This is a genomic window from Enterobacter cloacae complex sp. 2024EL-00711 (assembly GCF_047529885.1).
Taxonomy (GTDB): domain Bacteria; phylum Pseudomonadota; class Gammaproteobacteria; order Enterobacterales; family Enterobacteriaceae; genus Enterobacter; species Enterobacter ludwigii.
Window position 1 is genome coordinate 365,908 of the sequence record NZ_JBLIZC010000004.1, and the last position, 25,054, is coordinate 390,961.

21 protein-coding genes are annotated in these 25,054 nt (G+C 55.5%); 6 read left to right on the forward strand and 15 right to left on the reverse strand.

The annotated features are described in order from the left end of the window. The first annotated feature begins 135 nt into the window (after nt 1-135). Together ACMVME_RS14120 and ACMVME_RS14125 are read left to right on the forward strand one after the other, a co-directional pair. Nucleotides 136-675 carry a DUF3251 domain-containing protein gene (locus tag ACMVME_RS14120; protein WP_025204974.1) on the forward strand — a complete coding sequence of 180 codons (540 nt, stop codon included), beginning with the start codon at nt 136-138 and terminating at the stop codon, nt 673-675. A gap of 266 nt (nt 676-941) precedes the next feature. Further along, the gene (locus tag ACMVME_RS14125) at nt 942-1,826 is read left to right on the forward strand and encodes a nucleoside-specific channel-forming protein Tsx (RefSeq protein ID WP_025204975.1); all 885 of its coding nucleotides are present in this window, start codon (nt 942-944) and stop codon (nt 1,824-1,826) included. Nucleotides 1,827-1,874: 48 nt separating this feature from the next. Here ACMVME_RS14125 and ACMVME_RS14130 read toward each other — a convergent pair whose 3' ends face one another. The 7 genes from ACMVME_RS14130 to queA form a co-directional block, all read right to left on the reverse strand. Continuing rightward, nucleotides 1,875-2,555, reverse strand: a complete 681-nt coding sequence (locus ACMVME_RS14130) for a helix-turn-helix transcriptional regulator (RefSeq protein ID WP_014168847.1) — start codon at nt 2,553-2,555, stop codon at nt 1,875-1,877. A 14-nt stretch (nt 2,556-2,569) separates the two neighbouring features. After that, the gene (locus tag ACMVME_RS14135; protein ID WP_020885224.1) at nt 2,570-2,935 is read right to left on the reverse strand and encodes a VOC family protein; all 366 of its coding nucleotides are present in this window, start codon (nt 2,933-2,935) and stop codon (nt 2,570-2,572) included. 142 nt (nt 2,936-3,077) lie between these two features. Beyond that, nucleotides 3,078-4,049, reverse strand: a complete 972-nt coding sequence (gene secF, locus ACMVME_RS14140) for a protein translocase subunit SecF (RefSeq protein ID WP_020885225.1) — start codon at nt 4,047-4,049, stop codon at nt 3,078-3,080. Between the two features lie 10 nt (nt 4,050-4,059). After that, entirely contained in the window at nt 4,060-5,907 is a 1,848-nt protein-coding gene (gene secD / locus ACMVME_RS14145) for a protein translocase subunit SecD (RefSeq protein WP_014168844.1), read from the reverse strand. Nucleotides 5,908-5,934: 27 nt separating this feature from the next. Further along, nucleotides 5,935-6,267, reverse strand: coding sequence for a preprotein translocase subunit YajC (yajC, locus tag ACMVME_RS14150; RefSeq protein WP_000007630.1), 333 nt, complete (start codon nt 6,265-6,267; stop codon nt 5,935-5,937). Between the two features lie 22 nt (nt 6,268-6,289). After that, the gene (gene tgt, locus ACMVME_RS14155; RefSeq protein ID WP_020885227.1) at nt 6,290-7,417 is read right to left on the reverse strand and encodes a tRNA guanosine(34) transglycosylase Tgt; all 1,128 of its coding nucleotides are present in this window, start codon (nt 7,415-7,417) and stop codon (nt 6,290-6,292) included. Nucleotides 7,418-7,470: 53 nt separating this feature from the next. Next, nucleotides 7,471-8,541 (reverse strand): tRNA preQ1(34) S-adenosylmethionine ribosyltransferase-isomerase QueA, encoded by a 1,071-nt coding sequence (gene queA / locus ACMVME_RS14160; protein WP_068795167.1) that lies wholly within the window; start codon nt 8,539-8,541, stop codon nt 7,471-7,473. A gap of 92 nt (nt 8,542-8,633) precedes the next feature. Here queA and acpH point away from each other — a divergent pair, with 92 nt between their 5' ends. Then, a complete protein-coding gene (gene acpH, locus ACMVME_RS14165; protein WP_025204983.1) occupies nt 8,634-9,215 on the forward strand; it encodes an ACP phosphodiesterase in 582 nt (193 codons plus the stop codon). A 127-nt stretch (nt 9,216-9,342) separates the two neighbouring features. After that, nucleotides 9,343-9,945, forward strand: a complete 603-nt coding sequence (locus tag ACMVME_RS14170; RefSeq protein WP_014168840.1) for a peroxiredoxin — start codon at nt 9,343-9,345, stop codon at nt 9,943-9,945. A 70-nt stretch (nt 9,946-10,015) separates the two neighbouring features. Here the strand turns inward: ACMVME_RS14170 and ACMVME_RS14175 are convergent, their stop codons facing one another. The 8 genes from ACMVME_RS14175 to phoB all read right to left on the reverse strand — a co-directional run bounded on the left by ACMVME_RS14175 (nt 10,016) and on the right by phoB (nt 20,503). Next, a complete protein-coding gene (locus ACMVME_RS14175) occupies nt 10,016-11,884 on the reverse strand; it encodes an amidohydrolase (protein WP_014168839.1) in 1,869 nt (622 codons plus the stop codon). A gap of 21 nt (nt 11,885-11,905) precedes the next feature. After that, nucleotides 11,906-12,451, reverse strand: a complete 546-nt coding sequence (locus tag ACMVME_RS14180) for an antibiotic biosynthesis monooxygenase (protein WP_014168838.1) — start codon at nt 12,449-12,451, stop codon at nt 11,906-11,908. Between the two features lie 48 nt (nt 12,452-12,499). Then, nucleotides 12,500-13,141, reverse strand: coding sequence for a hydrolase (locus ACMVME_RS14185; protein ID WP_014168837.1), 642 nt, complete (start codon nt 13,139-13,141; stop codon nt 12,500-12,502). A gap of 200 nt (nt 13,142-13,341) precedes the next feature. Then, nucleotides 13,342-15,159: a maltodextrin glucosidase gene (malZ, locus tag ACMVME_RS14190; RefSeq protein ID WP_032681572.1), complete on the reverse strand. Its 1,818-nt coding sequence runs from the start codon at nt 15,157-15,159 to the stop codon at nt 13,342-13,344. 153 nt (nt 15,160-15,312) lie between these two features. Beyond that, complete coding sequence (proY, locus tag ACMVME_RS14195) at nt 15,313-16,686, reverse strand: proline-specific permease ProY (RefSeq protein ID WP_014168835.1); 1,374 nt, start codon at nt 16,684-16,686, stop codon at nt 15,313-15,315. Between the two features lie 81 nt (nt 16,687-16,767). Beyond that, complete coding sequence (brnQ, locus tag ACMVME_RS14200; protein WP_014168834.1) at nt 16,768-18,087, reverse strand: branched-chain amino acid transporter carrier protein BrnQ; 1,320 nt, start codon at nt 18,085-18,087, stop codon at nt 16,768-16,770. A gap of 409 nt (nt 18,088-18,496) precedes the next feature. Further along, entirely contained in the window at nt 18,497-19,792 is a 1,296-nt protein-coding gene (gene phoR / locus ACMVME_RS14205; RefSeq protein WP_014168833.1) for a phosphate regulon sensor histidine kinase PhoR, read from the reverse strand. Between the two features lie 21 nt (nt 19,793-19,813). Beyond that, complete coding sequence (gene phoB / locus ACMVME_RS14210) at nt 19,814-20,503, reverse strand: phosphate response regulator transcription factor PhoB (protein ID WP_008503265.1); 690 nt, start codon at nt 20,501-20,503, stop codon at nt 19,814-19,816. A 187-nt stretch (nt 20,504-20,690) separates the two neighbouring features. Between phoB and sbcD the strand changes: the two genes are divergently transcribed. Beyond that, nucleotides 20,691-21,896, forward strand: coding sequence for an exonuclease subunit SbcD (sbcD, locus tag ACMVME_RS14215; protein ID WP_032681573.1), 1,206 nt, complete (start codon nt 20,691-20,693; stop codon nt 21,894-21,896). Beyond that, on the forward strand, nt 21,893-25,024 hold the full coding sequence (gene sbcC / locus ACMVME_RS14220; protein WP_032681574.1) for an exonuclease subunit SbcC: 3,132 nt from the start codon (nt 21,893-21,895) through the stop codon (nt 25,022-25,024). Before sbcD ends, sbcC begins: the two co-directional genes overlap by 4 nt. Nucleotides 25,025-25,054 lie beyond the last annotated feature (30 nt).

Consider the following 25,054-nt stretch of genomic DNA (forward strand, 5'->3'; position numbering starts at 1 on the left):
TGGTTAACTGATTTTCATTTTACCCTGATCTGGCCTGACAACAAAGGAAGAGCTTTTTGAGACAAAGGATCTATGCCTGTTGATGCGATGCTGGCTACCATTACGGAGATCCGTTATTTCAAGGAAATAAACGCAATGACAAGACGTTACCTGAAAATATTGCTGGTGGGGAGTCTGTTTACCCTTAGCGCCTGTGCACAGCAAACCGAAGTCCGTCAAATGAAACAAAGCGTGAATACGCTCAATACCGCGATGGACAAACTGAACAAAGAAACCGTGAAGATCACCCAGCAAAACGCGCTGAATGCCAAATCCAGCAGCGGGGTTTATCTGCTGCCCGGGTCTAACACCCCGGCGCGCCTTAACAGCCAGATTGGCACGCTGAAAATGTCGCTGGTTAACGTGGCGGCCAATGCGGATGGTACTCGCGCAACATTACGCATTCAGGGGGAATCCAACGATCCTCTGCCAGCCTTTAGCGGCACCGTCGAGTGGGGGCAGATCCAGGGCACCACCGAGAACTATCAGGAAGTGAACGTGAAGAGCCAGCTGTTCACTGCACCCGCCAGCGTGCTGGCCCCGAGCGATGTTGACATTCCGATCCAGCTGAACGGACTTACGCCGGATCAGTTAGGTTTCATCCGCATTCACGATATCCAGCCCGCCGCGCAGTAATCCCCTTTCAGCGGAGTGCAATGTCACTCCGCTAACATTTACAATCCGCAAAGATTGGCAACAGAAATCATTGCCGCTACAATCCCCGCCGTTTAAAGTACGCAAACGTGAACGCAATCGATTACGCGTGTGAGAGATATGTGAAACAACACATATTTTTGTGAGCAAGGATTCCTATAATAGGCTCCGCAGAAACACGAAATATTTAGAAACGCAATTCGCGCATTTTTCACTCCCGGAAGGGAATTTCAATCAGTGGCATGATTATGAAAAAAACATTACTCGCGGCTGGCGCCGTGCTGGCACTCTCCTCCACTTTCACTGTTAACGCAGCGGAAAACGATAAACCACAATACCTCTCCGACTGGTGGCACCAGAGCGTTAACGTGGTCGGCAGCTATCACACCCGTTTCGGACCACAGATCCGCAACGATACCTACCTGGAGTACGAAGCCTTCGCCAAGAAAGACTGGTTCGATTTCTACGGCTATATGGATGCACCGGTCTTCTTCGGTGGTAACACCGATGCGAAAGGTATCTGGAACCACGGTTCCCCCCTGTTCATGGAGATCGAACCCCGCTTCTCCATTGATAAGCTGACGGGCACCAGCCTGGCGTTTGGTCCATTCAAAGAGTGGTACTTCGCGAACAACTACATCTACGACATGGGCCGTAACGCGTCCGGTCGTCAGAGCACCTGGTATATGGGTCTGGGTACCGACATCGATACCGGTCTGCCAATGAGCCTGTCCCTGAACGTCTATGCGAAATACCAGTGGCAGAACTACGGTGCCGCGAACGAAAACGAGTGGGATGGCTACCGTTTCAAAGTGAAATACTTTGTGCCAATTACCCAGCTGTGGGGCGGTAACCTGAGCTATATCGGTTTCACCAACTTTGACTGGGGTTCAGACCTGGGCGACAACGACTTCCGTGACCTGAACGGTAAGAAAGCGCGTACCAACGACTCCATCGCCTCCAGCCACATCCTGGCGCTGAACTACGATCACTGGCACTACTCCGTTGTTGCGCGTTACTGGCATAACGGCGGTCAGTGGAACGATGACGCAAGCCTGAACTTCGGCAATGGCGACTTCAGCGTACGTTCTACCGGCTGGGGTGGTTACCTGGTTGTCGGTTACAACTTCTGATGTGAAAGAAGGCAAAAACGGACAAAGCCAGCTGATATGCTGGCTTTTTTATTGCTTCACCTTACGCAGAAAATCCGCCAGCGATCGCTCCGCGCTTTCGCTAAAACGCCTCTGCGTGAGCGTAATATTCAGACACCTGTCGAGCCGGAAGCAGCGGTAGTCATCACGCCGTTCACACCACGCGGCCAGCAGCCAGTGTTCTCCCCAGAAGAACAGCCCCAGCGGCTGAATGTCACGCCATGTCAGATGCCCGGCTTCATCACGATAATGCAGCGCCAGTACGCACTGGGCAGAAATAGCCTGATGAATAACATCAAAGTCGCTGCGCGAATGCGGCTGAAGCGCAATATCCGGCGCATATATCCGCGTCTGCTCCGCCTTACGTCGGCTCTCCTCGGGCAGGATCGCCAGTACCTTCTCCTGCGCCGACTCAAGCTCACGCGAGAGCGAGTCGCCCCCCCAGGTTTTCAGCAGACGGATGGCGACCATCAACGCTTCAGATTCTTTGTTCGTCAGCATCAGCGGAGGTAAGTCAAAACCCGACATCAGCCGATAGCCGCTTCCCGCCTCCCCTTCCACCGGCACGCCGGAAAGCGACAGGTCGCGGATATCACGGTATACGGTCCGCTCCGATACGCTCAACCTGTCCGCCAGATGCGCTGCCGTTGTCAGACGCCTGCCTCTCAGGATCTGCACAATCTGAAACAAACGGTCAGCGCGTCGGGTCATATCGTATTCAGCTCTCAGGCAGGTTGATGGAGGCCGACGCGATTACCTTCGCTGTCGGTAAACAAGGCTATGGTGCCAATGCCACGCGGCAATTCCAGCGGGCCAAACACGCACTCGCCCCCCGCAGACGCGATGCGATCGAGCGTTGCCGCCAGGTTGTCAGTATGCAGGTAAATAATAGCGCCCTGTACGGACGGTGTAATGCCCTCAAATTTTGCCAGCGCGCCGCCGGTGGCCGGATCGTCATGCGGGAAAACGGCTAACTCAGCCACATCCATTTTCTCTCGTCTCAGCTGTACCTGCATCACGGGCTCATAAAATTTGATAGCGCGATCCATATCGGCGACCGGAATTTCAAACCAGTTAATCACACTTTTCATACATCCTCCTGCCTGTTGTTTGGGTTCGAAAAGAGTCTACGACAGGGCTCCTGACAGCATACTGTCAGGAGTGTTTGACAGGAGTAGATAAAAAAAATCCCGGTCAACAGACCGGGATTTAAGGAACGAACGACACGTCGTCTTACGGCAGAATAGACGGCTGATCCGCCCCTTCTTTCTCGACTTTCTGCTGGAGCAGGTGCTCGCGCTTCATGCCAAGTTTCAGTGCCAGTGCGGAGGCGACGTAGATAGACGAAGCCGTACCGATAGAGACACCGATCAGCATGGTCAGCGAGAAGCCTTCCAGTACCGGGCCACCGAAGAGGAACAGCATCAGGATCACCATCAAGGTGGTTCCGGATGTGATCAACGTACGGTGCAGCGTCTGGGTCAACGACACGTTAAAGATTTCGTACGGCGTACCGCGACGGATCTTACGGAAGTTTTCACGAATACGGTCAGATACCACGATACTGTCGTTCAGTGAGTAACCGATAACGGACATCAGGGATGCCACGATTGTCAGGTCAATCTCAATGTGGAACAGAGACAGTATGCCCATGGTGATCACCACGTCGTGCGCCAGGGCGATAACCACACCCGCCGCCAGTCGCCACTCAAAGCGGAAACCGACGTACACCAGAATGGAGATCAGAGCCACCAGCAGCGCCATCGCACCGGTTTGCGCCAGGTCAGCACCTACGCTTGGCCCGACGAACTCGATACGCTTAACCGTCGCATGCTGGTTGGTTGTTTCGTTAACCACGTTAACAACCTTGCTGCCCAGCTCCTGGCTGCCGTTCGCATCGTGCACCGGCGGCATACGCACCATGATGTCACGGCTGCTGCCGAAGTTCTGCAGCAACGGCTCTTCAAAGCCCGCTTTCTGCAGAGACTGGCGCATCTGGTCCATATCGACCGGTTTTTCCAGGGAGATCTCAATTACCGTACCACCGGTGAAATCAAGACCCCAGTTAAAGCCTTTCACGCCCATCACGATAAGGGAGAGGATCAGCAGTAAACCTGAAATGCCGAAAGCCCAGTAGTCCCAGCGCATAAAGTCCCAGACTTTACGGCCGTGGTTCAATTGTTCAACAGTATATTCCTGTGCCACAACGCACTCCTCAGATAGACAGCTTTTTGACGCGCTTGCCGCCATACAGCAGGTTCACGATGGCACGGGTGCCGACAATAGCGGTAAACATTGACGTTGCAACACCGATACCGGTGGTGATCGCAAAGCCTTTGATAGCGCCAGTCCCCACTGCATACAGGATAAGAACCTTAATCAGTGTTGTTACGTTCGCATCGAAGATGGAGCTGAATGCCCCTTTGTAGCCTTCGTCAATCGCCTGCTGAACAGAGCGACCGTTGCTTAACTCTTCTTTGATACGTTCGTTTATCAGTACGTTGGCGTCGACCGCCACCGCAAGGGTTAAGACGATACCGGCAATCCCCGGCATGGTCAGCGTCGCCCCCGGCAACAGAGACATGATGCCGATAATCAGCACCAGGTTCGCAACCAGTGCGCTTGTCGCAATCAGACCAAACTTCTTATAGAAGAAGATCATGAAGAGGATGGAGACCACCAGACCGGCCAGACACGCTTCCAGACCCTGCTTGATGTTTTGCATCCCCAGCGTTGGACCAATGGTACGTTCTTCAACAATCTGAATCGGTGCAATCAGCGCACCGGCACGCAGCAGCAGTGAAAGCTGACGCGCTTCGTTCGGGTTGTTGATACCGGTGATGCGGAAGCTGTTACCCAGACGAGACTGGATGTTGGCGATGTTAATCACCTCTTCCTCTTTCACCAGCACCGCGCGGCCGTTTGCGTCTTTCTTACCGCTGTCTTTGTACTCCACGAACAGGGTTGCCATCGGTTTACCGATGTTGTCCTTGGTGAAGTTAGACATGATGTTACCACCCGCGCTATCCAGCGAGATGTTAACCTGCGGCTGGTTGTATTCGTCCTGGCTGGATGTGGAGTCGGTGATGTGGTCACCGGTCAGGATCACGCGTTTGTACAGCACAACTGGCTGACCTTCGCGGGTCTGTTTCACTTCCGAATCGCCCGGAATACGGCCTGCGGCAGCAGCGGACTGATCGACGTTGGAGTTAACCAGACGGAATTCCAGCGTGGCAGTTGCCCCCAGAATCTCTTTCGCACGTGCCGTGTCCTGAATCCCCGGGAGTTCCACCACGATACGGTCAGCACCCTGACGCTGTACCAGTGGCTCAGCAACACCCAGCTGGTTTACACGGTTACGCAGAATATTGATGTTCTGCTGAACGGCGTATTCACGGGCTTCTTTCAGGCGAGCATCGGTCATCACCGCGCGCAGCTGGTTGCTGCCCTGAGAGGTGATCACGAGGTCACGGTGACGTTGAGTCAGGTAATCTACAGCCTGATCGCGCGCCGCGCTGTCGCGGAACGTGATGCTCATACCGTAGTTATCTTCTTTACGAACGGTAGTGTAAGCGATGCCTTTTTCGCGCAGATCGCTGCGCAGGCTGTCGATGTTTTGTTCCTGCAGTTTGCCGAGCGCGGTATCCATATCCACTTCCATCAGGAAGTGAACACCGCCACGCAGGTCAAGACCGAGTTTCATTGGCTCTGCATTCAACGCAGCCAGCCAACGCGGGGTTGCAGGAGCAAGGTTAAGCGCCACGACGTATTTATCACCCAGCACGCCCATCAGCACTTCGCGAGCGCGGAGCTGCGTGTCGGTGGTGTCGAAGCGAGCAAGAATTGCGCCCTCTTCCAGAGCCACAGACTTAGCGGTAATTTTTTCTTCTTGTAACGATTTCTGGACCTGGATCAGCGTTTGCTCACTGGCGGCGACACCGCGCGCGCCAGTGATTTGAACAGCCGGATCCTCACCATACAGGTTGGGAAGCGCGTACAGCAGGCCGACGAGAATCACGGCGACCAGCATGATGTACTTCCACAAAGGATAACGGTTTAACACGGCAGTTCCCTTTGGGAAAAGTTGGGATTACAGCGCCTTCATGGTGCCTTTCGGCAGAACGGCAGCTACGAAGTCACGTTTGATAACCACTTCAGTGGTGTCGTTCAGGGCAATAGCAATGTAGCCACTTTCAGCCACTTTGGTTACGCGACCGACCAGACCACCGTTGGTCAGCACTTCATCACCTTTGGCAATGGAGTCCATCAGCTTTTTGTGCTCTTTGGTACGCTTCTGCTGTGGGCGCAGGATCATGAAGTAGAAGATCAGACCGAACACAACCAGCATCAGAATCAGAGACATCGGGCTGCCCTGCGCCGGAGCACCTGTTGCCGCTACCGCATCAGAAATAAAAAAGCTCATTCAAATTCCCTCATTATTAAAATTAATCAACGTTCAAAGGTGGAACGGTTCGACCCTGACGTTGGTAAAAATCGGTCACGAAGCTCTCTAATTTACCCTCTTCAATAGCCTTGCGTAAACCAGCCATTAAGCGCTGATAATAACGAAGATTATGAATGGTATTGAGACGCGCGCCCAAAATCTCATTGCAACGATCAAGATGATGCAGGTACGCGCGAGAATAATTGCGACAGGTGTAGCAATCGCACTCGGAATCGAGCGGGCTGGTGTCACTCTTATGCTTCGCGTTACGGATTTTCACCACGCCATCGGTCACAAACAGATGACCGTTACGCGCGTTGCGGGTTGGCATAACGCAGTCGAACATATCAATGCCGCGGCGCACACCTTCAACCAGGTCCTCAGGTTTACCCACACCCATCAGGTAACGGGGTTTATCTGCCGGGATTTGCGGGCAGACATGCTCCAGAATGCGATGCATGTCTTCCTTCGGTTCACCCACAGCCAAACCGCCGACAGCGTAGCCATCAAAACCTATCTCTACCAGACCTTTAACAGAGATATCGCGTAAATCTTCGTAAACGCTGCCCTGGATAATACCGAACAGCGCATTTTTGTTCTGCAGGGAGTCAAAGCGGTCACGGCTACGCTTCGCCCAGCGTAATGACATCTCCATGGAGCGTTTCGCGTAATCCCAGTCGGCCGGGTATGGCGTACATTCGTCGAAGATCATCACGATATCAGAGCCGAGATCGTACTGAATCTCCATAGACTTTTCAGGATCGAGGAAAATCGGATCGCCGTTGATCGGGTTACGGAAGTGTACGCCCTGCTCGGTGATCTTACGGATGTCGCCCAGGCTGAAGACCTGGAAACCACCGGAGTCGGTCAGGATCGGGCCTTTCCACTGCATGAAGTCATGCAAATCGCCGTGCAGCTTCATGATCTCCTGACCAGGACGCAGCCACAGGTGGAAGGTATTGCCGAGGATAATCTGTGCGCCAGTGGCTTCCACTTCTTCCGGCGTCATCCCTTTTACGGTGCCGTAGGTGCCCACAGGCATAAACGCGGGGGTTTCCACCACGCCGCGATCAAACACCAGGCGGCCGCGACGTGCGCGACCATCGGTGGTATCGAGTTCAAATTTCATTTTTTCTCCGACGTCAGAAAAACAGTCCAACGTTGTAAAACGGTGCCGCGGACTTATTCCCCGACACGCTCATTCAAAGCCTGCGGATTGTACGTGATAAACATCGCGTCCCCGTAGCTAAAAAAGCGATATTTTTGTTCTACCGCAGACTTGTACGCCGCCATGGTGTGCTGATAACCCGCAAAAGCGGACACCAGCATAATCAGCGTTGATTCAGGCAGATGGAAGTTGGTTACCAGGGCATCAATCACGTTGTACCGATAGCCCGGGTAGATAAAGATCTGCGTATCGCCAAAGAAAGGCTCAATCAGGTCATTTTTGGCGGCCTGCGCGGCGCTCTCAAGGGAGCGTACCGACGTGGTGCCCACTGCCACAACGCGGTTACCGCGTGCTTTGGCGGCCAGAACGGCATCCACCACCTCTTGCGGCACTTCGGCATATTCGGAGTGCATGATGTGGTCTTCGATGCTGTCCACGCGCACCGGCTGGAACGTCCCCGCACCGACATGCAGGGTCACGAAGGCCATCTCGATACCTTTCGCGCGCAATTTTTCCAGCAGCGGTTCATCAAAATGCAGGCCCGCCGTCGGCGCGGCGACCGCGCCAGGTTTCTGGCTATAGACGGTCTGGTACAGCTCGCGGTCAGCCTCTTCGTCCGGGCGCTCGATGTAAGGGGGCAGCGGCATATGGCCGATCGCATTCAGGATGTCGAGCACCGTGCGCTCGTCATTGAACGCCACCTCAAACAGCGCATCGTGACGCGCGGTCATGGTTGCACGGATGCTCTCATCATCGCCAAGCAGCAGCTCTGCACCCGGCTTCGGCGCTTTAGAGGCGCGAATATGTGCCAGAATACGTTTATCATCAAGCATACGTTCGACCAGCACTTCAATCTTGCCGCCGCTGGCTTTACGGCCAAACAGACGCGCCGGGATCACGCGGGTATTGTTAAAGACCAGCAGATCGCCAGGGTTGAGCTTGTCGAGCAAATCGGTGAAAGTACCGTGCGTCAGCTCGCCCGTCGGCCCATCCAGTGACAGCAAACGACAGCTACTGCGCTCAGGCATTGGGTAGTGAGCAATCAGGGATTCAGGTAGTTCAAAGGAGAAATCGGCGACGCGCATGACGTATACTCGTGACTTAAAAACAGGCGGCATAGTCTAGTGCTCACACCCTTTTGCTGCAACAACTAGCCGCCCCTGGACAAATAAAACGCATGAATTTTCTCGCTCACCTGCATCTTGCTCATCTCGCTGACAGCTCTCTTTCCGGCAATCTGCTGGCCGATTTCGTGCGCGGTAATCCCGCCGACGCGTACTCCGCAGAGGTTGTCGACGGGATTTTTATGCATCGCCGTATCGACGTGCTGACCGATAACCTGCCGGAAGTCCAGGAAGCCAAAGCGTGGTTCCGCCCTGAAACGCGGCGCGTCGCGCCAATCACGCTTGATGTGATGTGGGACCATTTCCTCTCGCGGCACTGGGAAACACTCTCTCCTGAGATGCCCCTAAACGCGTTCGTGCGCTATGCCCACCAGCAGGTGTCCATTATTTTGCCGGATTCGCCGCCGCGCTTTGTGAATCTGAATAACTATCTCTGGTCAGAACGCTGGCTTGAGCGCTATCGCGAGATGGACTTTATACAGAATGTGTTAAACGGGATGGCGAGTCGCCGACCGCGACTCGACGCGCTGCGCGACTCCTGGCATGACCTGGACGCCCACTACGAGGCGCTGGAGACGCGGTTCTGGCAGTTCTATCCGCGTATGATGACCCAGGCGAAAAACAAACAGCTATAACAGAAATGCCATTGATAGGTGAAAGCTTGCTGAACGATTGTTAGCGCCTCTTTGTCTTATCAATGAACACTCTCTATACTGGGCGGCGTTGCGTTCCAAATAACCTTAGTATCTACAGGAGAATCACATGGTTCTGGTAACTCGTCCGGCTCCGGATTTTACAGCTGCAGCAGTTCTGGGCAACGGTGAAATCGTTGAAAACTTCAACTTCAAACAGCACACCAACGGTAAAGCGACCGTTCTGTTCTTCTGGCCAATGGACTTCACTTTCGTTTGCCCGTCTGAGCTGATCGCATTCGACAAACGTTACGAAGAATTCCAGAAGCGTGGCGTAGAAGTTGTAGGCGTCTCCTTCGACTCTGAATTTGTACACAACGCATGGCGTAACACCCCTGTCGACAAAGGCGGCATCGGTGCGGTGAAATACGCAATGGTTGCGGACATCAAACGCGAAATCCAGCAGGCTTACGGTATCGAACATCCGGACGCTGGTGTTGCACTGCGCGGTTCTTTCCTGATCGACGCAAACGGCATCGTTCGTCACCAGGTTGTTAACGATCTGCCACTGGGTCGTAACATCGACGAAATGCTGCGCATGGTTGACGCGCTGCAGTTCCACGAAGAGCACGGTGAAGTGTGCCCGGCTCAGTGGGAAAAAGGTAAAGAAGGTATGAACGCGTCTCCGGACGGCGTTGCTAAATACCTGTCTGAGAACGTATCCAGCCTGTAATCGGCACGGTTTACGGAAAAGGCCCGCATCAGCGGGCCTTTTTGTTTTGTACGATCTCACTCTTCACATGTTAAAACGCGAAGCACGAACACCCCAGCACGCCCCAGAATGCCTGGTCATCAGATACCGGGATATCCGATTGCCGCGCAATGCCGTGCGCATGGCCATGCACTCCGCAGCTACCAATGCACTGGTGCATCTGTACCACCGCCCCCACTTTACTGGCTGCAGGCGGCGCAGAGCGGTAATGCCCCGGGACTTTCACGACCGGTGACCACGACGGCACAACCGGGATCGGCGGCGGTGACAGCGGACTGAAATGACCGGCGGCATACACGACCTTGCCATCCACAACGGTCAGCACCGATTCAATGCCCTTGATCTCCTCTTCCGTCACGCTGAAGTAATCTTTCGACAGCACCACCAGATCCGCAAGCTGCCCTTCAACCAGACGGCCTTTTTTACCCTGCTCGCTGGAAAACCACGCGCTGCCTGCGGTCCACAGCTCCAGCGCTACCTCACGCGGCAGGCGGTTATTGTCGTCATACATCGCCAGGCCGCCGACGGTTCGCCCGGAGACCAGCCAGTAGAGCGCCGTCCATGGGTTATAGCTCGCCACACGGGTCGCGTCAGTACCTAACCCAACCGGCACGTCAAGTTCCAGCATTTTCGCCACCGGTGGCGTGTGTTTCACCGCCTCTTTGCCGTAGCGGTCGACGAAATATTCGCCCTGGAACGCCATACGGTGCTGCACCGCAATACCGCCCCCCAACGCTTTGACGCGCTCGATATTACGCTCGGTAATGGTCTCCGCATGGTCAAAGAACCAGTGCAGCCCGTTAAACGGAATCTCACGGTTCACCTTCTCAAAGACATCCAGCATCCGGCTGATGGATTCGTCATAGGTGGCATGCAGTCGGAACGGCCAGCGGTTTTCCACCAGGTGGCGCACCACGCGTTCCAGCTCGTCTTCCATCCCTTGCGGCAGATCCGGGCGCGGCTGGAGGAAATCTTCAAAATCCGCCGCCGAGAAGACCAGCATCTCTCCTGCCCCGTTCGCACGATAAAAGTCTGTGCCCTGCCCCGGTTTGAGCATATCGGTCCAGCGCTCAAAATCCTCCAGCTCCTGTTTAGGGCGCTGGGTGAAGAGGTTGTAGGCAATACGCACCGTCATCTGCTCTTTGGCGTGCAGTTCGGCAATCACCTCGTAATCTTCCGGGTAGTTCTGGAAGCCGCCGCCGGCATCAATGGCGCTGGTCAGCCCCAGACGGTTAAGCTCACGCATAAACTGGCGCGTGGAGTTAACCTGCTGCTCAATGGGGAGTTTCGGTCCTTTTGCCAGCGTGGCGTAGAGGATCATCGCGTTAGGTTTAGCGATCAGCAGCCCGGTCGGGTTGCCGTGGTTATCACGCACAATCTCCCCGCCCGGCGGGTTTGGCGTCTCTTTGGTGTAGCCGACAGCTTTCAACGCGGCGCGGTTAAGCAGGGCGCGATCGTAGAGGTGCAGGACAAACACCGGCGTATCCGGTGCCGCCTCGTTAAGCTCTTCGATGGTCGGCATCCGGCGTTCGGCGAACTGAAACTCGCTCCAGCCGCCCACCACCCGAACCCACTGAGGTGAAGGTGTACGATCGGCCTGATCTTTCAACATCCTTAGCGCATCCGCCAGCGACGGTACGCCTTCCCAGCGCAGCTCGAGGTTGTAGTTCAGCCCGCCGCGGATCAGGTGCAGGTGCGAATCGTTAAGCCCGGGGATCACCGTACTTCCCTTCAGATCGACAATCTGCGTTCCCTGCGTCGCATAGCTCATAATGCGATCGTGGTTGCCCGTCGCCAGGATCTTGCCGTTAGCAATAGCCACCGCTTCCGTGAGCGGGTTTTCGCGATCGAGGGTATGGATCTTACCTTTGGTTAAGATCAGTGTGGCAGTTTGAGACATAACGTACTCCTTTCAGCCGAATCAGGCTTTTTTGAGCCATCCGGCAAACAGACGGGTCACGATGGGCATCCACAGCCAGACCACCAGCGCGACCACACAGGCATCGTTAATCAGATGCAGCAACAACGTACCTTTCAGGCCAGGAAGCAACGCACCGGTGACCAGCGGTACCAGGTTGGTACTGGGAAAGATAACCAGCAGGGTAATGAGAAACTGTTTCCACTGTTTAGGCTTACGCACGTGAGGCTCCGGTGGAGTAAACCAGAACGCCGCCTCGGTACGCACTTCGGTTTTATCACCTTCCGCCAGCAGCGGTTCAATCTCTTTTACCAGCGCATTACGGGTATCGGACTGGGTCCACGCAGAGAGGTGTTCGAGGGTGTCGAAACGGATTATCACCGTCCACAGATGTTGTCCGTCGGTCGGGCGGATGACGTTCGCGCCAAGATGCCCCGGAAATTCCGCCGCGATGGGCATGATCTTACCCAGCCACTGTTCGTATCGCTCAGCCTGACCCGGCAGCAAGGTGTGGGTAATCACCAGCGTGACATGCGATGTGTGCGCCATAATAGTTTCCTGGTCATTGATGGGCGGGAGAACCCCGCCCTGGAAGGTTTACGCTTTGCGTTCTGGCGCACCGTGAACGAGGGTGTAGGCATAGTCAACGCCCATGCCATAAGCACCGCTGTGCTCACGGACCAGGTCCATGACCGCGTCGTAAGTGCCTTTGCGAGACCAGTCGCGCTGATACTCAAGCAGCACCTGCTGCCAGGTCACAGGAACCGCGCCCGCTTGAACCATACGGTCAATCGCACGTTCATGGGCATCTACGGAGGTACCGCCGGAAGTATCGGTCACTACATAAACTTCAAACCCTTCATCCAGAGCCATCAGCGCCGGGAAGGTCAGGCAAACTTCGGTCCACAGGGCTGAGATGATAAGTTTCTTGCGGCCCGTTGCTTTCACTGCCGCAACAAACGCATCGTCTTCCCAGGAGTTCATAGAGGTACGTTCAATCGGTTTAACCGCCGGGTGAACCGCCAGCAGTTCTGGCCAGATGTATCCGCTAAAGCTTTTTGTTTCGACAGAGGTGTAGATAACCGGAACATCAAAAATTTTGCCTGCTTTTGCCAGAGCCACCGTATTATTCTTTAATAACTGACGGTCAATATTTGCCACGCCAAAAGACATTTGCGGTTGGTGATCGATAAAAATCAGTACGGAATTGGACGGGTCAATCAGTTCACGAATAGACATAAAAGTACCTTTTAATCAATGTGTTAAAAGCCAACGTTTTGGTGTGCTATATGAGAAAGGGCCCTGACTGATAAAGCAATTTGAGTATAGCGAGAATTGATTGAGCGGATAGTAAAGATATTTGTCCCCTCTGTTGAAATTAACCGAACAACTTAGGGGAATTTTCAGCAACCGGGAAATAAACCGGTTGCTGATGACGATTAATTTCCGAACCAGACGGAGGCGGAAATGGCCGGTAAGGAGAGAATGCCTTCCTGAATCGTGCCTTTACCCTCTTTGCGTTGCCACGCCTTCACGTGCAGCAACGGAGAGTCATCCAACACCACTTCACAGGCTTCTCCGCGGTTGATGGCGACCAGCACGCGTTGCTGGTTGTAGACGCGGGCAAACACCACCACGTTATCGTGGGCATACACCACCTGACAGCCACCGTAACGCAGCGCCTGGTTCTGTTTACGAAGCTTAGCCAGACGCTGGTACAGGCTGAGCAGCGCCTTGTCCTGCTTCGCCGGATCCCAGGGGAAGGTTTTGCGGCAGAAGGGATCGTTGTTCCCCTCCAGCCCCACCTCATCACCGTAGTAAATGCACGGCACGCCAGGCCAGGTGAAGAGCCAGGTAACGGCCAGCGGCAGGCGCGCCACATCCTTGCCAAGCAGGGATTTAAAACGTGCGGTATCGTGGCTGTCCAGCTGGTTAAACATCCGCAACTGCTGCTGATGCGACAGGCTGGCGCGGTAGTTATCCATCCATGCCATACAGGTTTCGGCGTCGATATGCTGCGGATCGTAGGAGATATCGGTGTTCGCCAGAAATCCCCATAGCGGGAAGGTAAAACCGCGGTAGTTCATGGCCGAATCTTCTGCATCGGCTTGCAGCCACTGGCGTGCATCGCCAAAATGCTCGCCAAAGACAAAGGCCTCCGGCTGCGCGGCTTTCGCTGAGCGGGTGATTCCTGCAACGTGCTGAAGGTTATTCCGCGCTCCGCCCGCTTCACCCAGCATATGCACCACGTCAAGACGCCAGCCGTCCATGTTCCATGGTGCCTTAAGCCAGTGGCGGACAACGCTGTCTTCACCGCCGTAGATTTCGTTGACCAGAGAAGGCGACTGGAAATCCAGCTTCGGCAGGCTTGGGTAGCCCAGCCAGTCCAGCGCGTAGCCCTCTTCATTAAAGCTGTACCAGTCACGCTGCGGCGAATCCGGGTTATGGCATGCCCCGCTCATCGACTGGTTATGACGGTCAAACCACGCGTGCGAATCCCCGCTGTGGTTGAACACGCCGTCCAGAATCAGGCGCATCCCTTCGTTTTTAGTGTTCTGTCGCAGGCGCAGCAGCGCGGCATCGCCGCCAAACTGCTCATCAACATGACGATAATCTTCGGTGTCGTATTTATGCACGCTCGGCGCTTTAAACACCGGGTTAAGGTACAGCGCCGTCACGCCCAGTTTTTTCAGGTACGGGAGTTTTTCGCTGATTCCGTCGAGATCGCCGCCGTAAAACGTCGAGCCACCCGCCTGCGCGGTCAGCGGTTCATCCCATGCTTTGAGGATAATGTCGTGACCTGCTGCGTGGTGGTAATAAACCTTATCCTGGTCTGCAGTGCGCTTTTCGCTGCGGGCAAAGCGGTCCGGGAAAATCTGGTAAAACACCTGATCGTTAACCCATTGCGGGCCATTGTCCGGGTAATCGACGGCAAATTGCTCCAGCCGGGCCGGCGGAAAACGGCTAAACCCCTGCGGGGTAAACCACAGCTGGCGGTTATTCCACAGCAGTTTAAAACTGTAGCGACGACGCGGCTGTCCACGGGTTAAATCGATGTTTGCCCGCCACGCCGTGATCCCGGGCTGCGGCTGGCTGCGCTGCTTATGCATTTTCAGCGCGGTCTCTTCGTTATCAATTTCGGCGCGTAGCGTCACGCGTTCAGGCTGATTTTCCCCCGCCAGCCAGAGCGTAATCACAAGGTTGTCTTTGTTTTGCTTAACAAATGGGGCAACCGGAAGGTGCCAGGCGTTTAACATCACGAATCCCCTTTGATGAAATTGACGTCACCTTGCCACAGGGTGGTTAAGGTTAGCTCATCATGACGAGGTTTATTGAGGGAGGAGGACGGGGGAGGAGGCATCAGCGTGAGCGGATGCCTCCTTCCAGTCCCTCTGCGGGGAGAGGGACGATTACTGTGCCTGCGCCAGCTGACGGTCGCGGCGGCATTTAAACATCCAGCCCAGCAGCAGCAGGACGATCCACGCGCAGCCCACATAAAGGGAGATACGGGTATCCGGATGATAGCCAATCAGGGCGATGATAAAGACCAGGAAGACCAGGCCGACAGCGGTTGTCACCACCCCACCCGGCACTTTGAACTTCAGCGCTTTCGCCTCTTCCGGTGACAGACGGCGACGGAACGCAATCTGCGACAACAGGATCATGATCCACACCCACACGGTCGCGAAGGTCGCCAGCGACGCAATCACCAGGAACACATTCTCCGGCATGATGTAGTTCAGGTAGACCGACAGCAGCAGGGCTACGGTCATTACCATTACCGTCACCCACGGCGTGCCGCGACGAGAGGTTTTGGCAAACACCTTAGGCGCACTGCCCTGCTCCGCCATTCCGTGCAGCATGCGGCCCACGCCAAAGACGTCACTGTTGATTGCCGAAAGCGAGGCGGTCAGCACCACAAAGTTCAGGATGCTGGCGGCAAACGCGATGCCCATATGCTGGAAGGTCAGCACAAACGGGCTGCCGTTAGTGCCCACCTGGTTCCACGGGTAGATGGACATAATGACGAACAGCGTCCCCACATAGAACACCAGAATACGCATTGGCACTGAGTTGATGGCGCGCGGAATGGATTTCTCCGGGTCTTTCGCTTCCCCGGCGGTAATGCCGATAATCTCGATCCCGCCGTAGGCAAACATGACCATCTGCAGCGACATCACCATACCGAGCCAGCCGTTGCTGAAGAAGCCGCCGTTGCTCCAGAGGTTATGGATCCCCGTTGGCTGACCGCCGTTGCCGATACCCCAGATGATGATCCCGAAGCCCGCGATAATCATGATGATAATGGTGGCAACTTTGAAGAAGGAGAACCAGAACTCCAGTTCACCAAACACCTTCACGCTCATCAGGTTGACGGCACAGATGATCAGCACCACGCTCAGCACCCATATCCAGTGCGGAACCGCGGGGAACCAGACGCCCATGTAGATGCCAAAGGCGGTAACGTCGGCAATAGCCACAATCAGAATTTCGAAGCAGTAGGTCCAGCCGGTGATGAAGCCCGCCAGCGGGCCTAAGTTTTCCTGCGCATAGCGCGAGAACGAACTGGCAGACGGATTGTGAACCGACATCTCCCCGAGGGCGCGCATGATGATATACGCGGCCACGCCACCGATGATGTAGGCCAGCAGAACGCTGGGACCGGCCATTTTAATGGCATCTGCCGAGCCATAAAAAAGACCGGTACCGATAGCGGATCCCAGCGCCATAAAGCGAATGTGGCGGGTGCTGAGTCCACGTTTGAGTTTGTTAGTGCTTTCCATTTAAATCTTGCCATTCAACTCGAAAAAAACAAAAAACCACGGGGCCTTAAGCCCCGTGGTTAAACAGTTTGTTGCCGTTGATTAATGGGCGTTCGATGCGACCTGACGCCCTGCAGCACGATCCCAGATAATGGCCAGAACCAGTGCAACAACGGTAGGCATCAACCAGGCCAGGCCTTGCTCGGACAGCGGCAGACGCTGTGTCCAGGCTGGCAGTATTTGCGCAAAGGCGGATGCTTTAATCCCGTCAAGGATACCAAAAATCAGGCTGATAAACATGGCTGGCGCAATAATTCGCGACGAGTTGTTCCACCACGGGCGGGTGAAGCTCAGCACCACCAGCACGATACATGGCGGATAGATGGCCGTCAGCACCGGGATAGAGACCTGAATCAGGTGGCTCAGACCGAGGTTTGACACCGCCATGGAGAAGATGCCCAGGATAAAGACCAGCGTGCGGTAAGAGAGCGGCAGATACTGAGCAAAGAACTCAGCGCAGGCGCAGGTCAGCCCCACGGCGGTGACAAGGCACGCCAGGAAAATCAGTACCGCCAGCAGCAGGCTACCCGCACCACCAAAGGTGTGCTGTACGTAAGCATGGAGGATCGCCGCGCCGTTGGCATTTTGATCGACCAGTATGGCGCTATCTGAGCCCAGGCGGAACAGCGCCAGGTACAGCAGCGTCAGCCCTACACCGGCCATCAGGCCAGCCCAGATGGTGTAGCGAGTCAGCAGACGCGCTTCCGTCACGCCGCGGGAACGTGCGGCATTCACGATAACAATACCAAACACCATTGCGCCCAGCGTATCCATCGTCAGGTAGCCGTTCACAAAGCCGTTGGAGAACGCGGCGTTTTTATAGGCGTCCATCGCATCGCTAATCGGGCCTGCGGGCCAGACGATGGCCGCAACCGCCAGCACAATCAGCGCCACGATTTTCAGCGGAGCCAGGAAGTTACCCACGGTATCCAGCAGCTTGCCCGGATAAAGGGAAACCAGAATGACAATCGCGAAGTAGATCAGGCTGTAGATAAACAGCGGCATCGCGCCATCGCCAGTGAGCGGGGCAATCCCCACTTCGAAGGATACGGTCGCGGTACGCGGGGTCGCAAACAGCGGGCCAACGGCCAGATAGCAGACGGTCGCCAGCAGAATGCCGGCCACTTTGCCAATCGGGGTGCTGAGGCTATCAACGCCACCACCGACTTTCGCCAGCGCGACGACGGTCAGTACCGGCAGACCCACAGCAGTAATCAGGAAACCAAACGCAGCGGTCCAGACGTGTTCACCCGCCTGTAAGCCAACCATTGGGGGGAAAATGATGTTGCCTGCGCCAACGAACAGCGCAAATGTCATAAAGCCCAGCGCGATGATGTCACGCGATTTTAAGTGATGGGTCATAAAACCTTACTGCCTGTGGATGTGGTGTTGAAAACATTGAGATTTTCGCTATCCCTGACGGGACGATACAGCGGAAAATTTGCTCAATTTCAGCGGGATATGCTCCCGTCCTGGCGTGGAGAAGAATAGTTTTTCGATTTACCACGCAAATACAGTCGGTATGACAGTATCTGGGGCGCAATTTAAACGCTTATAACGTTTAAAGGCAAGATGGGATCGTGAAACCAGAACAATATGCCAGCATCAAAAATCAGACCAGCACAATACGCTAATTATAAGAAAAACCCATGGCTAATCATGCGAACAAAAAACAGCCAGCCGTATAATATTCAGCCGCGTTTCGCTTGACTGCAAAGCAAACGGGCCAGCAAACGCTGGCCCGTGGAAAGGTAAACTGACACGCCTGTCGTCAGGCGATCTTTTTGGCAATTAATCGTTCCGGGATAACGAAACTGAAGCGGGTTCCCTTACCCAGCGTGCTTTGAATATCGAGACGGCTTTCATGATGATTCACCGCGTGTTTCACAATAGCCAGCCCCAGACCGCTGCCGCCGGTCTGCCGTGAGCGCGCTTTATCCACCCGGTAGAAGCGCTCGGTCAGACGCGGGATGTGTTCAGGTGCGATCCCCGGCCCGTTATCCTCTACGCTGAACTCAGCGCCCGTTGGCGTGTGCTGCCAGCGCACCACGATATCCGTCCCCGCTGGCGTATGATTCACCGCGTTATACACCAGATTAGAAATGGCGCTGCGCAGCTCATCTTCGCTGCCAAGCACCTTGAGCGTGTTGTCGACCTCGAAGGTCAGCTGATGCATTTTATGGCTTAACGTCTGCGCTTCGCGCTCCACCACCCGCAGCATCATCGGCACATCAATGGTGTCATTCAATGCCAGCGAGGGGGCGGCCTCAATTTTCGAGAGCGTCAGCAGCTGTTTCACCAGCCCTTCCATACGGTGCGTTTGTTCACGCATCGTATGCAACGCTTTCTCGCGCGGCGCGCCTTCCAGCGTTTGCTCCTGCATCATCTCCAGGTACCCCTGAAGCACCGTCAGCGGAGTGCGTAATTCGTGGCTGACGTTGGCAAAGAAGTTGCGTCGCGCCCCTTCCAGCTGGTGCATCTGGGTGACATCACGGGCAACCATCAGCCACTGCTGGTCGCTGTAAGGCATCACACGGATTTCCAGATGGCGCCCATTATTGAGCTTCAGGTTGTGGGGGCGGGTAAAATCACGCTTTTTCAGGTACAGCGTGAACTCGGGATAACGCAGAAGGTTGAGGATGTTCTGGCCATTATCGTCCGGCCAGCGCAGGCCCAGCAGCTGTTGCGCGAGGCCGTTACACCAGAAGATCGTCCCTTCTTCGGTCGTCAGAATGACAGCATCCGGCAGCGACTCAGCGCCGCTACGGAAGCGTTTGATCAGGCTTCCCAGCTCCCGACGCCGCTTTTTGTTACGCATCTGCATCTGGTGCAGACCGTACAGCAGCGGCTCCCAGCTTCCGCTTCCCGGCGGAGGCGTCATACTTCGGTCAACCCATAGCCACCACGAGAGGCGCAGCAGGTTCCAGAAATGCCAAATCAGAAGCCCGGTAACCGACGCCAGCAGAAACCACGGCAAATATCCAAGAAAGGCCCCCAGAATGAAGGCCGGAATACAGCATAAGATCAGTTCAAAGACGAGCCTTTTCCATGACAGACGTTCCAGCACGCGTCACACTCCTGTCATTGTTCAGAAACGGGTTGAAAAACGATAACCCGTGCCGCGGACCGTCTGCACCATGCGATCGTGGCCGCTCAGTTCCAGCGCTTTTCGCAGGCGGCGGATATGTACGTCAACCGTCCGGTCTTCGACATACACGTTAGTTCCCCAGACGTTATTCAGCAACTGTTCGCGGCTGTATACGCGCTCCGGGTGAGTCATAAAGAAATGCAGAAGTTTAAATTCGGTAGGCCCCATATCGAGGGGATTTTCACCGGTCATGACGCGGTGTGAGGTAGGGTCAAGGCTCAGTCCCTGCATCTCAATCACCTCTTCCACCGCCATCGGTGAAATGCGGCGCATCACGGCTTTAATGCGGGCAACCAGCTCTTTCGGTGAGAACGGTTTGGTAATGTAATCGTCCGCCCCCGTTTCCAGACCGCGTACGCGATCCTCTTCTTCACCGCGCGCCGTGAGCATCACAACCGGTATGTCGCGGGTAAGCGCTTCACGTTTCAGGTGTTTGATAAACTGCAGCCCGGAGCCGCCAGGCAACATCCAGTCGAGCAGAATCAGATCGGGCCAGGGTTCATTCAGCTGGTTCACCGCGCTGTCATAATCTTCCGCCTCAACCGGCTGGAAGCCATTTTGCTCGAGCACGAAGCACACCATTTCACGAATCGGAGCTTCATCTTCTACGACCAGAATACGTCTCGCCATACTTTGCCCTGTTTTATCTTATTTAAGTTACAAGTTTGTAATGCGGCGTCATTATGCGTCAGATTTATGACAGATTTATGAAAAACAGTACCACTATAAAGGGCAAACTGTTGTTTTATTACAGCGGTTATTTTCTGTTCCCTGACAGTTTATAATCCTGCTTTCTTTTTTTCGCCACGGATCAGCAATGCGCATACTACACACCTCTGACTGGCATCTGGGTCAAAATTTTTACAGCAAAAGCCGGGCGGCTGAACACGAAGCGTTCCTGAACTGGCTGCTGGATACGGCCCGCTCTCATGAGGTGGACGCCATTATTGTGGCGGGTGACATCTTCGATACCGGCTCGCCCCCCAGCTATGCGCGCGAGTTATATAACCGTTTTGTCGTCAATCTGCAGCAAACGGGCTGTCATCTGGTGATTGTTGCCGGCAACCATGATTCCGTCGCAACGTTAAATGAATCCCGCGATATTCTGGCGTTTCTCAATACTACCGTGGTGGCCAGCGCAGGACATGCGCCGCAGATCCTGAAAAAGCGCGACGGGACGCCGGGTGCGGTACTGTGTCCGATCCCATTTTTACGCCCGCGCGATATTGTCCAAAGCCAGGCGGGGCTTTCCGGCGCAGAAAAACAGCAGCATTTGCTGCAGGCCATCACCGACTATTACCACCAGCAGCATGCCCAGGCCTGTGCCCTTCGCGGTGACCAGGCGATTCCGGTGATTGCCACCGGGCACCTCACCACCGTTGGGGCCAGCAAAAGCGACGCGGTGCGTGACATTTATATTGGCACGCTGGATGCTTTCCCGGCACAAAACTTCCCGCCCGCGGATTATATTGCCCTCGGGCATATCCACCGGGCGCAGGTTATCGGCGGCTGCGAGCACATTCGCTACTGCGGCTCGCCCATCTCGCTGAGTTTTGATGAGACCGGCAAAGCCAAAAGTGTCCATCTGGTGAGCTTTAGCGACGGCAAGCTCAGCGCCGTCGACACGCTGGAAGTGCCCGTCACCCAACCGCTGGCGGTGCTGAAAGGCGATCTGGACGCCATCACCGCCCAGCTTGAACAGTGGCGCGGCGTGGAACAAAACCCGCCGGTCTGGCTGGATATTGAGATCGCCAGCGGCGACTACCTGCATGATGTGCAGCGTAAAATTCAGGTACTCACGGAAGACCTGCCGGTAGAGGTGCTGCTGGTGCGCCGCAGCCGCGAGCAGCGCGAGAAAATTCTGCTCGGCGCTCAGCGCGAAACGCTCAGCGAACTCAGGGTGGAAGAGGTTTTTGAACGCCGGCTCTCCCACGAGGAGATTGACGACGCGAAACGCGCACGGCTGAACGAGCTGTTTACGCACACCCTGCATGCCCTGAACGATGAGGAAGAAAACGCATGAAAATCCTCAGCCTGCGTCTGAAAAATCTCAACTCACTGAAGGGTGAGTGGAAAATCGATTTTACCGCGGAGCCGTTTGCCAGCAACGGACTGTTTGCGATTACCGGGGCTACCGGCGCAGGGAAAACGACCCTGCTCGACGCCATTTGTCTGGCGCTGTATCACGAAACGCCGCGTCTGCAGAAAGTCTCCCAGGCACAAAACGATTTGATGACGCGCGACACGGCCGAATGCCTTGCCGAAGTTGAGTTTGAAGTCAAAGGTATTGCCTATCGCGCTTTCTGGAGTCAGAACCGCGCGCGAAATCAGCCCGACGGTAATCTTCAGGCCCCACGCGTCGAGCTGGCACGCTGTGAGGACGGTAAAATTCTGGCCGACAAAGTGTCGGATAAACTGGAACAAACGGCCGCCCTCACCGGGCTGGATTATGGCCGTTTTACCCGCTCAATGCTGCTCTCTCAGGGGCAATTTGCCGCCTTCCTCAATGCCAGACCTTCCGACCGCGCCGAACTGCTGGAAGAACTGACCGGAACCGAGATCTACGGGCAGATTTCCGCCATGGTGTTTGAGAAACACAAAGCCGCGCGTAACGCCCTTGAGGTGTATGAAGCACAGGCTGCAGGCGTCGTATTGTTGAGTGAAGAGCAACAGCAGCAGTTACAGCAAAGTTTGCAGGCACTTACTGACGAAGAAAAAACGCTGCTGGCGCAACAGCAGAATCAACAGAAAGATTTTCAGTGGCTTACGCGCAATGACGAGCTTATACGTGAGCAGCAACGCGTTGCCACCTTGCAGCAACAGGCGCAACAGGCACTGACCGAGGCTGCGCCCGAGCTGGCAACGCTCCAGCTTGCTCACCCCGCCGCCCAGCTGCGACCACTGTGGGACAGCCAGCAAGAGCAAACCACCCGGCTGGGGCAAACGAAGCAACGCATTGTTGAAGTAAATGCTCGCTTACAAGCAAAAACCGCGCTGCGCTCGCGTATCCGTAATACGGCCCAGCGTAGCCATGCACAACTGCAGACCGACCTTACGGCGCTGGCACAATGGCTGGCAGAGCACGAGCGGTATCGTCAGTGGGGCCAGGAGATAGCAGGCTGGCGCGCCCATTTTGCACAGCTGAATCGCGATAAAAATCAGATCGCCACGCTTTCCACGCGCATTGCTGAATTACGCCAGAAGCTGGCAGAGATGCCGGAAAACGCCCTGACGCTCACGGCTGACGAAGTCAGCGTGGCGATGGAGCAACAGGCTCAGTCACGGACTTTCCGCCAGCGGCTGATGTCGCTTCAGGCCCGTTATCTGCCGCTGCAACAGCGTCTGCGCCAGAACGGTGAAAGCCTGCAGAAAGCCCAGGCAGAGCAGGTAAAACTCAATGAAACGCTGACGCTGCGTCGCCAGCAGTACAAAGAGAAAAACCAACATTACCTGGATCTTGAAACGCTCTGCAGACAGGAAGAGAAGATTAAAAGTCTGGAGGCAGAGCGTGCGCAGCTGCAGGCGGGACAGCCCTGCCCGCTGTGCGGCTCAACCTCGCACCCGGCGGTCACTGCCTATCAGGCGCTGGAGCTCAGTGCCAACCAGCAGCGTCGCGACCAGTTAGCCAAAGAGGTCGCTGCACTTAAAGAGGAAGGATTGTTAGTTCTCGGTCAGGTGAATGCCCTGACCCGGCAGATCCAGCGTGAGACAGACGACGCTCAGACGCTCTCTCAGGAGGAGCAAGCGCTCACTAAAGAGTGGCAATCGGTTTGCGCGTCCCTGAATATCACTCTGAATATTCGGGAAGATATTGCCCCGTGGATGAACGAACAAGAGCAGTATGAGCGTCAGCTTTACCAGCTGAGCCAGCGTCTGACGCTGCAGCAACAGCTGAATGAACAGGACGCGCAGGCGCGTCAGTATCAACAGCAGCTGACGGCCACGCGCCAGGCGCTGGAAACGACCCTGCTGACGCTGTCACTCAACGTCCCGGAAGAAGGCACAGAGGCTGCCTGGCTGAACGAACGAGAAACCGAGTTCGCACAGTGGCAGGAAAAACAGACTCAGCATGGCGTCATGCAGGAGCGCATGACGGCTCTGATGCCGCTGCTCGACACCCTGCCCGCCACAAACGACACAGAAACCGAACCGGCCATTCCTGATAACTGGCGCGAAACGCACGACGAATGCGTTTCTCTTCAGAGCCAGCTTGCTACATTGCAACAGCAGGAAAGCCTCGAAAGCGAGCGACTGCAGCACGCCACGACGCATTTTACCGCCGCACTGACCGCAAGCTGCTTCGCCGATCGGGAGGCCTTTCTGGCTGCACTGCTTGATGAAGAGACTATCCGCCGTCTTGAACACCGTAAGCAGACCCTGGAAAACCAGCTTCAGCAGGCAACCGCGCTGTTCGCACAGGCAAACCAGCAGCTGCAGGCTCATCAGACGCAGCGACCGGAAGGGCTGGAACTCGACGCGCCAACCCTGCAGTTGCAGCTACAGCAACTCGGGCAACAGCTTCGGGAGAACACCACTCATCAGGGTGAAATCCGCCAGCAGCTTAAACAGGACAGCGATAACCGTCAGCACCAGTTGGCGCTCATGCAGCATATTGAAGAGGCCGCGCGGCTGGCCGATGACTGGAGCTATCTGAATTCGCTGATAGGTTCCAGCACCGGCGACAAGTTCCGTAAGTTTGCCCAGGGGCTCACGCTGGATAATCTGGTCTGGCTTGCCAACCAGCAGCTAAATCGCCTGCACGGGCGCTATTTGCTGCAGCGCAAGGTCAGCGATGCGCTGGAACTCGAAGTAGTGGATACCTGGCAGGCGGACGCGGTGCGCGATACCCGTACCCTCTCCGGCGGCGAAAGCTTCCTTGTTAGCCTGGCACTGGCGCTGGCGCTTTCCGATCTGGTGAGTCACAAGACACGCATCGATTCGCTGTTCCTGGATGAAGGCTTCGGCACGCTCGACAGCGAAACGCTGGATACCGCCCTGGATGCGCTCGACGCGCTGAACGCCACCGGGAAAACCATTGGCGTGATTAGCCACGTCGAGGCGATGAAAGAGCGAATCCCGGTGCAGATCAAAGTGAAGAAGATTAACGGGCTGGGGTATAGCAAGCTGGATAAGGTGTTTGCGGTGGAGTGAGGGTGCCCTGCATGAGGGCCCCTCATCCTG